7 protein-coding genes are annotated in these 9,299 nt (G+C 75.7%); all 7 read left to right on the top strand.

Translation table 11 applies throughout. From position 1 onward, the window contains the following. A partial coding sequence (locus ABEB16_RS07850) for a GNAT family N-acetyltransferase (RefSeq protein ID WP_345711706.1) occupies positions 1–400 on the top strand: 400 nt, incomplete at its 5' end. Between the two features lie 45 nt (positions 401–445). Then, entirely contained in the window at positions 446–2,623 is a 2,178-nt protein-coding gene (gene ligA, locus ABEB16_RS07855; RefSeq protein WP_425560136.1) for an NAD-dependent DNA ligase LigA, read from the top strand. A gap of 58 nt (positions 2,624–2,681) precedes the next feature. Continuing rightward, a complete protein-coding gene (locus ABEB16_RS07860) occupies positions 2,682–3,893 on the top strand; it encodes an AI-2E family transporter (protein ID WP_345711707.1) in 1,212 nt (403 codons plus the stop codon). A 35-nt stretch (positions 3,894–3,928) separates the two neighbouring features. Next, positions 3,929–5,773: an ABC transporter ATP-binding protein gene (locus tag ABEB16_RS07865; protein WP_345711708.1), complete on the top strand. Its 1,845-nt coding sequence runs from the start codon at positions 3,929–3,931 to the stop codon at positions 5,771–5,773. Positions 5,774–5,860: 87 nt separating this feature from the next. Continuing rightward, entirely contained in the window at positions 5,861–6,160 is a 300-nt protein-coding gene (gene gatC, locus ABEB16_RS07870; protein ID WP_345711709.1) for an Asp-tRNA(Asn)/Glu-tRNA(Gln) amidotransferase subunit GatC, read from the top strand. After that, a complete protein-coding gene (gatA, locus tag ABEB16_RS07875; RefSeq protein WP_345711710.1) occupies positions 6,157–7,710 on the top strand; it encodes an Asp-tRNA(Asn)/Glu-tRNA(Gln) amidotransferase subunit GatA in 1,554 nt (517 codons plus the stop codon). The genes gatC and gatA overlap by 4 nt, the downstream gene beginning before the upstream one ends. An 11-nt stretch (positions 7,711–7,721) precedes the next feature. Next, positions 7,722–9,230 (top strand): Asp-tRNA(Asn)/Glu-tRNA(Gln) amidotransferase subunit GatB, encoded by a 1,509-nt coding sequence (gene gatB, locus ABEB16_RS07880; RefSeq protein ID WP_345711712.1) that lies wholly within the window; start codon positions 7,722–7,724, stop codon positions 9,228–9,230. Positions 9,231–9,299: the final 69 nt, after the last annotated feature.

Raw genomic sequence — 9,299 nt, forward strand, 5'->3', positions numbered from 1 at the left:
CGCCGCGGAGGTGGCGGGGCTGCTGGCCGATCCCGCCGGCGTGCTGCTGCTCGCGGAGGCGGCCGGCGGGGGTGGGCCGCTGGCCTGCTGCCACCTGCAGCGGCGCGGGGACGCCGCCTACTTCGGCATGTTCGCGGTGCGGCCGACGGCGCAGGGCGGCGGGCTGGGCAGCACGCTGCTGGCCGAGGCGCAGCGGCTGGCGGTGACCCGGTGGGGCAGCACCGCGATGGAGATGACGGTGCTGCGCCAGCGGGAGGAGCTGATCGCCTTCTACCGGCGCCGGGGCTTCGCGGACACGGGGGAGCGGCGCCCGTTCCCCTACGGCGAGCCCCGCTTCGGGCTGCCGCGGCGCGCGGACCTGGAGATGGTCGTGCTGCGCCGCCCGCTGCCCGGCGGCTGAGACCCGCGCCGCTCGGCGCGGCGGGTGTCGGTGCCGCTCGGCAGAATGCGGCTGGTGAGCGAGACGCAGGCCCCCGACGCCGAGGCCCCCGACGCCCCCACCGCCGCGCTGGCGGCCACCGCGCCCGCGGCGGAGCAGGCCCCCGTGCCGGTGGAGGCGCGGCACCGCTGGAGCGACCTCGTCGAGCGGATCAACACCGCCCGCTTCGCCTACTACCTGCGCGACGCACCCGTGATGTCCGACGGGGAGTACGACGCCCTGGAGCGGGAGCTGCGGGCCCTGGAGGACGAGCACCCCGGCCTGCGCACCCCCGACTCGCCCACCCAGACCGTCGGCGGCACGTTCTCCACGGAGTTCACCCCCGTCGACCACCGGCAGCGGATGCTCAGCCTGGACAACGCCTTCTCCGCCGAGGAGCTGCAGCTGTGGCACTCCCGGGTGGTCAAGGAGGTCGGCGAGGCCGCCACCTACCTGTGCGAGCCGAAGATCGACGGCCTGGCGATCAACCTGCTCTACGAGGACGGGCGCCTCGTGCGGGCCGCCACCCGCGGTGACGGGCGCACGGGGGAGGACGTCACGCTCAACGTCCGCACCATCGGCGACGTCCCGCAGCGCCTGGCCGGCTCCGGGCACCCGGCGCTGCTGGAGGTCCGCGGCGAGGTGTACTTCGAGGTCGCCGCCTTCGAGGAGCTCAACGCCTCCCTCACCGACGCCGGCAAGGCCCCCTTCGCCAACCCCCGCAACGCGGCGGCGGGCTCGCTGCGGCAGAAGGACCCGCGCATCAGCGCCACCCGGCCGCTGCGCGCCATCGTGCACGGGGTCGGGGCGCGCGAGGGTTTCGAGCCCGCCTCGCAGTCCGGCGCCTACGCGGCGATGGCCGCCTGGGGGCTGCCGGTGTCCCCGCGGGCCGTCGTGCACCCCGACCTGGACGGCGTGCTGACCTACGTCCGGCACTACGGCGAGCACCGCCACGACGTCGAGCACGAGATCGACGGCGTCGTCGTCAAGGTCGACGAGATCGCCCTGCAGCGCCGCCTCGGGGCCACGAGCCGCGCGCCGCGCTGGGCCATCGCCTACAAGTACCCGCCGGAGGAGGTGACGACGACGCTGCACGACATCCGGGTCAACGTCGGGCGCACCGGGCGGGTGACGCCCTTCGCGTTCATGGAGCCGGTGCTCGTGTCGGGTTCCACGGTGAGCCTGGCGACGCTGCACAACGCGCAGGAGGTCAAGCGCAAGGGCGTCCTCATCGGCGACACCGTGGTGGTGCGCAAGGCCGGTGACGTCATCCCCGAGGTCCTCGGCCCGGTCGTGGACCTGCGCGACGGCAGCGAGCGGGAGTTCGTGATGCCCGCGCACTGCCCGGAGTGCGGCGCCGAGCTGCGCCCGGAGCGGGCCGACGACGTCGACATCCGCTGCCCCAACTCCCGCTCCTGCCCGGCCCAGCTGCGCGAGCGCGTCTTCCACGTCGCCGGCCGCGGCGCGTTCGACATCGAGGCGCTCGGCTACGAGGCCGCCACCGCGCTGGTGACGACGGGCGTCCTGGGCGACGAGGGCGACGTGTTCTCCCTCACCGCCGACGACCTGCTGCGGGTGCCGCTGTTCACCAACAAGAACGGCAGCCTGTCGGCCAACGGGCAGCGGCTGCTGCGCAACCTCGAGGAGGCCCGGTCCCGGCCGCTGTGGCGGGTGCTGGTGGCGCTGTCGATCCGCCACGTCGGTCCGACCGCCGCCCGCGCCCTGGCCGCGCGCTTCGGCAGCCTCGACGCGATCCGCGCCGCCGGCGCGGAGGAGCTGGCCGCCACCGAGGGGGTCGGGCCCGTCATCGCCGAGGCGCTGCGCGACTGGCTGGCCGTCGACTGGCACGCGGCGATCCTCGACAAGTGGCGCGAGGCGGGGGTCCGCACGGCCGACGAGCGCGACGAGTCCGTGCCGCGCACCCTGGAGGGGCTGACGATCGTGGTCACCGGGACGCTGCAGGGCTTCAGCCGGGAGGAGGCCCGGGAGGCGGTCCTCGTCCGCGGCGGCAAGGCCTCCGGCAGCGTGTCGAAGAAGACGTCGTTCGTCGTCGTCGGCGACGCCCCCGGCTCCAAGGCAGACAAGGCCGAGCAGCTCGGGGTGCGCATCCTCGACGAGGAGGGTTTCGCCGCCCTGCTGGCGGGCGGGCCCGACGCGGTGGCGCTGCCGGCGGAGCCGGACGCGGCGGAACCCGCCGCCGGGTAGCGCCGTCGCGATCCCCGCCCCGGCGCATGAGGACGACCGCGCGGGGAACAGCGGTGTGGTGAGCACACCGACACCGCAGGGCGCACCTGCGCTGGGGGGCATCTCCGACGAGCGCGCCCCCTCCTCCGGCACGGTCCGCACCGTCCTGACGATCATCGGCCTGCTGCTGGCGACGGCGCTGCTGCTGTACGTGGTCCGGGAGACGTCCCAGGTCCTGACGTGGATCGTCGTGGCGGCGTTCTTCGCCGTCGCGCTGTACCCCGTCGTCGGCTGGGTCCAGCGCCGCCTGCTCGGCGGGCGGGTCCGCGTCCTCGCGACGCTGGTCGTCTTCCTGGTGATCCTCATCGCGCTGGCCGGCATCGGCACCCTGTTCGTCGTGCCGCTGGCGCAGGAGGGCACCCGCTTCGCCGGGCAGCTGCCGCAGCTCGTCGACGACGCCCGCGCCGGGCGCGGACCGGTCGGCGACCTGCTGGAGCGCACCGACGCGCTGCGGTACGTGCAGGACAACCAGGAGCGCATCCGGGAGTTCGCCACGGGCCTGACGACCCCGGCCGCCGGCGTGCTGTCCGGCGTGGCGACCGGCGTGGCGGGCGTCGCGACGATCTTCGTGCTGGCCTTCCTCATGGTGCTGGAGGGCCCGAAGGTGGTCGACGGGTTCACCAACCTGTTCGCGCCCGCCACGGGGCAGCGGCTGCGCCGCGTGGGTGCCGACTGCGCGAAGTCCGTCACCGGCTACATCTCCGGCAACCTGCTCATCAGCGTCATCTGCGGCACCCTCACCTACGTCGTGCTCAAGGTCACCGGCGTCCCCTTCGCGGGGCTCATCGCCCTCTTCGTCGGCCTCGCCGACCTCATCCCGCTGGTGGGCGCGACCATCGGCGCGGTCGTGGCGTCCGTCGCCGGGTTCGTGGAGTCGGTGCCCGCGGGCATCGCGGTCGTCGTGTTCTTCCTCGTCTACCAGCAGCTGGAGAACCACCTGCTGCAGCCGCTGATCTTCGCCCGCACGGTGAAGCTCAACCCGCTGACGGTGGTGGTGGCGATCCTGCTGGCGGTGGAGCTGGCCGGGATCCTCGGGGCGCTGTTGGCCATCCCGGTCGCCAGCATCGTCCAGGTCATCGCCCGCGACGTGTGGGACCACCGCCGCGGCCGGCCCAAGGCGGTGCCGACGGTGGGTGAGGAGCGCGAGCCGGCCCACCCCGCCGACGCCGCCGCGCCCGCCGCCGCCCGCCGGGTCGTGCGGCTGCCGGAGGAGTCCGCGACCTCCGGCTGACGCCCGGCGGTGCGGCCGCGTCGCAGAGTCGGGGCGTGGCCGAGCGAACCGCTGACACCCCCACCGACGGCACCGACCCGGTCGCCGCCGGCGACCCCGCCCCCACCCCGCTGGGCCCGCGGCAGGCCGGCCGGATGCTGCTGCCGCACCTGCGCGAGCACCGGCCGGCCATCGCCGCGGCGGTGGCGCTGTCCCTGCTCGGCGCGGCGGCCACGCTGGTGCAGCCGCTGCTCGTCGGCGCGGTGATCGACGCCGTGCGCACCGGGGCGGACCTGCTGCCGCGGGTGCTCGTCCTCGTGGCGGTGCTCGTGGTCGCGGCGCTGGCGGGGGGCGTGCAGCAGTTCCTGCTGGAGCGGGCGGGCGCCGACGTCGTGCTGCAGGTGCGCCGCGGCCTCGTGGAGCACCTGGTGCGCATCACCGTCGCCGAACGCGACCGCCGCGTCTCCGGCGACCTGATCTCCCGGGTCAGCGGCGACACCACCGCGCTGTCGGCGGTCGTCACCTCCGGGCTCTTCGACGCGGTGGGCGTGCTGCTCACCGCGCTCGGCGCCCTCGTCCTGATGGGCCTGCTGGACCCCGTGCTGCTGGCCGTCACCGTCGCGGCGGTCGCCGTCGGCATCGCCGCGGTGCTGCTGACCTCCCGGCGGCTGTCTGCGGTGGAGCTGGCCGGCCGCGAGCGGGTGGGGGCGATGAGCGCGGCGGTGGCCCGCGTGCTGTCCGCGCTGCGCACCATCCGCGCCAGCGGCGACGGCGAGCGCGAGCTCGCCGGCGTCGTCGGCGCCGCCCGCGAGGCGTGCGACGCCGCGGTGCGGGAGGTGCGGGTCCGGGCCGCCATCACCCCGATCGCCGGTGTCGCCTTCCAGGGCGCCTTCATCGCCGTCCTCGGCGTCGGCGGCGCCCGGGTCGCCGGCGGGCAGACGAGCGTGGCCGACCTCGTGACGTTCGTGCTGCTGCTGTTCACCCTCGTGTTCCCCCTCGGGCAGCTGTTCGGCGTCTGGACGGTGCTGCAGTCCGGCATCGCCGCCCTCACCCGCATCGACGAGGTCTTGCGCCTGCAGGTGGAGGAGGAGCAGCCGCGCACCCCGCGCCCCGCCGCCGCCCGCGGAGCCGGTGGCGGCGTCCGGCGGCCGGGCACCCGGCCGCCGCTGCTGGAGCTGGAGGACGTGGTCTTCACCCACCCCGGCGGGCAGCGGGCCCTGGACGGGGTGAGCTTCAGCGTGCCGCGCGGGTCCCGCACCGCCCTCGTCGGGCCCTCGGGGGCGGGCAAGTCCACGGTCCTGGCGCTCGTGGAGCGCTTCGCCGACGTCGACTCCGGCGCGGTCCGCGTCGACGGGGTGGACGTGCGGGACCTGCCCCGCTCGCAGCTGCGCGCCCGGCTGGGCTACGTCGAGCAGGACGCGCCCGTGCTGGCCGGCACGCTGCGGCAGAACCTGCTGCTCGCCGCGCCGCACGCCGGCGAGGAGGACGTGCGCGGGGTGCTGGCCGCCGTCGGCCTGGCGGAGCTGGCCACCCGCACCCCGGCCGGGCTGGACGCGCAGGTGGGGGAGGGCGGGGTGCTGCTGTCGGGCGGGCAGCGCCAGCGCCTGGCCATCGCCCGCTCCCTGCTGGCCGACCTGGGCCCCGGGGGCGGGCTGCTGCTGCTGGACGAGCCCACCGCCAGCCTCGACGCGCGCAACGAGGCGCTGCTGCGCCGGGCGCTGGACGCCGCCGCGCAGCGGCGCACCCTGCTCGTGGTCGCCCACCGGCTGTCCACCGTCGTCGACTCCGACCAGATCCTCGTCCTGGACGCCGGCCGGGTCGTGGCGGGCGGCACCCACGCGCAGCTGCTGGACGCCTCGCCGCTGTACCGGGAGCTGGCGGCGACGCAGCTGCTGGTGTGAGCGCGCCGCTAGCGGGCGCCCCCCGGGTGGGCCGCCGCCGCACCGCGCGCCGAGCCGGGCGGCGCGGCGGTCCTAGACTCGACCGCCGTGTCCGTCATCTCCCGTCCCGAGGTCGCCCACCTGGCGCGGCTGGCGCGCATCGACATGACCGACGACGAGCTGGACCGGATGGCCGGCCAGCTCGACGCGGTCCTGGAGGCGGTCAAGCAGGTCGCCGCCGCCGTCACCGACGACGTGCCCGCCACCTCCCACCCGCTGCCGCTGCGCAACGTCACCCGGCCCGACGTCGTCCGCCCCGGCCTGACCGCCGAGGAGGCCCTCGCCGCGGCCCCCGAGGTCGAGGACGGGCGCTTCCGGGTGCCGATGATCCTGGGGGAGGACGCGTGAGCGGCGCCGGGGACCTCACCCGCTGGGACGCCGCCCGCATCGCCGACGCGCTGCGGGCCGGCGTCGTCTCCTCCGTCGAGGTGACGCAGGCGCACCTGGACCGGATCGCCGCCGTCGACGGGGACGCCGGCGGCGGCGTGCACGCCTTCCTGCACGTCGCCGCCGAGCAGGCCCTCGCCGCCGCCGCCGCCGTCGACGCCGACCGGGCGCGCGGCGCCGAGCTCGGCCCGCTCGCGGGCGTGCCGATCGGCGTCAAGGACGTGCTCACCACCCGCGGCATGCCCACGACGTGCGGGTCGCGGATCCTCGAGGGCTGGGTGCCGCCCTACGACGCCACCGTCGTGAGGCAGCTGCGCGCGGCCGGGCTCGTCGTCGTCGGCAAGACGAACATGGACGAGTTCGCGATGGGCTCCACCACGGAGCACTCCGCGTTCGGGCCCACCCGCAACCCGTGGGACCTGGAGCGCATCCCCGGCGGTTCCGGCGGTGGCTCGGCCGCCGCGCTGGCCGCGTTCGAGGTGCCGCTCACGGTGGGTTCCGACACCGGCGGCTCGATCCGCCAGCCCGCCGCCGTCACCGGCACCGTCGGCGTCAAGCCCACCTACGGCGGGGTGTCGCGCTACGGGCTCGTCGCGATGGCCTCCAGCCTCGACCAGGCCGGCCCCTGCGGTCGCACGGTGCTGGACACCGCGCTGCTGCACGAGGTGATGGCCGGGCACGACCCGTACGACTCCACGTCCCTGCCCGGGGAGGTGCCCGCGCTGGCCGCCGCCGCGCGCGAGGGCGCCCGCGGCGGGCTGGCCGGCGTCCGCGTCGGCGTCGTGCGGGAACTGGGCGGCGAGGGGTACCAGGCGGGGGTGCGGGCCCGCTTCGACGAGGCCGTCGCGCTGCTCACCGAGGCCGGCGCCGACGTCGTCGAGGTCAGCTGCCCCAACCTCGTGCACGCGCTGCCCGCGTACTACCTCATCATGCCCAGCGAGGCCAGCAGCAACCTCGCCAAGTACGACGGCATGCGCTACGGCCTGCGCGTCGTGCCCGGCGGCGACGGCGTCACCGCCGAGCAGGTCATGGCCGCCACCCGCGCCGCCGGTTTCGGCGAGGAGGTGAAGCGGCGGATCATCCTCGGCACCTACGCGCTGTCGGCCGGCTACTACGACGCCTACTACGGCAGCGCGCAGAAGGTCCGCACCCTGGTGCAGCGCGACTTCGCCGCGGCGTTCGGGCAGGTCGACGTGCTGGTCTCGCCCACGGCGCCGACGACGGCGTACCGGCTGGGGGAGAAGCTCGACGACCCGCTGGCGATGTACGCCGGGGACGTCGCGACGATCCCCGCGAACCTGGCCGGCATCCCGGGCATGTCGCTGCCGGTGGGCCTGGCCGAGGAGGACGGCCTGCCCGTGGGGCTGCAGGTCCTGGCGCCGGTGCGCGAGGACGCGCGGCTGTACCGGGTGGGCGCCGCGCTGGAGGCGCTGCTCGTGCAGCGCTGGGGCGGGCCCCTGCTGGAGCGGGTTCCGGAGCTGGCCGTGACGAGGACGGGGGCAGGCGCGTGAGCGAGCGGACGATGCCGTTCGAGGAGGCCGTCGAGCGGTTCGACCCGGTGATGGGCCTGGAGGTCCACGTCGAGCTGTCGACGGTGACGAAGATGTTCTCCGGCGCCCCCACGGAGTTCGGCGCGGAGCCGAACACCCAGGTGGACCCGGTGAGCCTGGGCCTGCCCGGCGCGCTGCCGGTGCTCAACGCCAAGGCGCTGGAGTCGGCCATCCGCATCGGCCTGGCGCTGAACTGCACCATCGCGACCGAGTGCCGCTTCGCCCGGAAGAACTACTTCTACCCGGACATGCCGAAGAACTTCCAGACCTCCCAGTACGACGAGCCGATCGCGTTCGACGGCTGGCTCGACGTGGAGGTCCCCGCGTCGGAGGACGGCACCGGCGAGGCGTTCACGTACCGGGTGCAGATCGAGCGCGCCCACATGGAGGAGGACACCGGCAAGTCCTCCCACGTCGGCGGTGCCACCGGCCGCATCCACGGCGCGGAGTACTCCCTGGTCGACTACAACCGCGCGGGGATCCCGCTCATCGAGATCGTCACCAGGCCGCTCACCGGGGCGGGCCGGCGCGCACCGGAGGTCGCCAAGGCGTACGTCGCCACGCTGCGGGACCTGCTGCGCGGCCTGGACGTCTCCGACGTGCGGATGGAGCAGGGCTCCATGCGCTGCGACGTGAACCTGTCGCTGCGCGATTCCCCCGAGGCGCCGCTGGGCACCCGCTCGGAGACGAAGAACGTGAACTCCCTGCGCTCGGTGGAGCGGGCGGTGCGCTACGAGGTCGGCCGGCAGGCGGCGCTGCTGTCCGCCGGCGGTCGCGTCGTGCAGGAGACCCGCCACTGGCACGAGGACACCGGCCTGACGACGTCCGGGCGGGAGAAGTCCGACGCGGAGGACTACCGCTACTTCCCCGAGCCGGACCTGGTCCCCATCGCGCCGGACCCGGCGTGGGTGGAGGAGTTGCGCGCCACCCTGCCCGAGCCCCCCGCGGCGCGGCGCAGGCGGCTGCAGGCCGAGTGGGGTTTCTCCGACCTGGAGCTGCGCGACGTCGTCAACGCCGGGGCGCTGGACCTGGTGGAGGCCACCGTGGCGGCCGGGTGCCCGGCCGCGGCCGCCCGCAAGTGGTGGACGGGGGAGATCGCCCGCCGCGCCAACGCCGAGGGCATCGAGCTGGCCTCCTCGCCGGTCACCCCGCAGCAGGTCGCGGAGCTGCAGGCGCTGGTGGACGCCGGGACGCTGAACGACCGGCTGGCGCGCACCGCGCTGGAGGGCGTGCTGGCGGGGGAGGGTTCCCCGCAGCAGGTGGTGCAGGCGCGCGGGCTGGCCGTGGTGTCCGACGAGGGGGCCCTGACCGCGGCGGTGGACGCCGCGATCGCCGCGAACCCCGGCGTTGCGGACAAGATCCGCGCCGGCAAGGTGCAGGCCGCCGGTGCGCTCATCGGTGCGGTGATGAAGGAGATGCGCGGGCAGGCGGACGCGGCGCGGGTGCGCGAGCTGGTGCTGGAGCGCGTCGCGGCGGGCTGAGGTCCTTCCCGCGCCCTTCTCCGGGTTCGGGCGGTCGCGGGGCGCGGCTGGTGCGCCCTTCTCCGGGTC

Source organism: Kineococcus glutinatus (assembly GCF_039542765.1).
Taxonomy (GTDB): Bacteria; Actinomycetota; Actinomycetes; order Actinomycetales; family Kineococcaceae; genus Kineococcus_A; species Kineococcus_A glutinatus.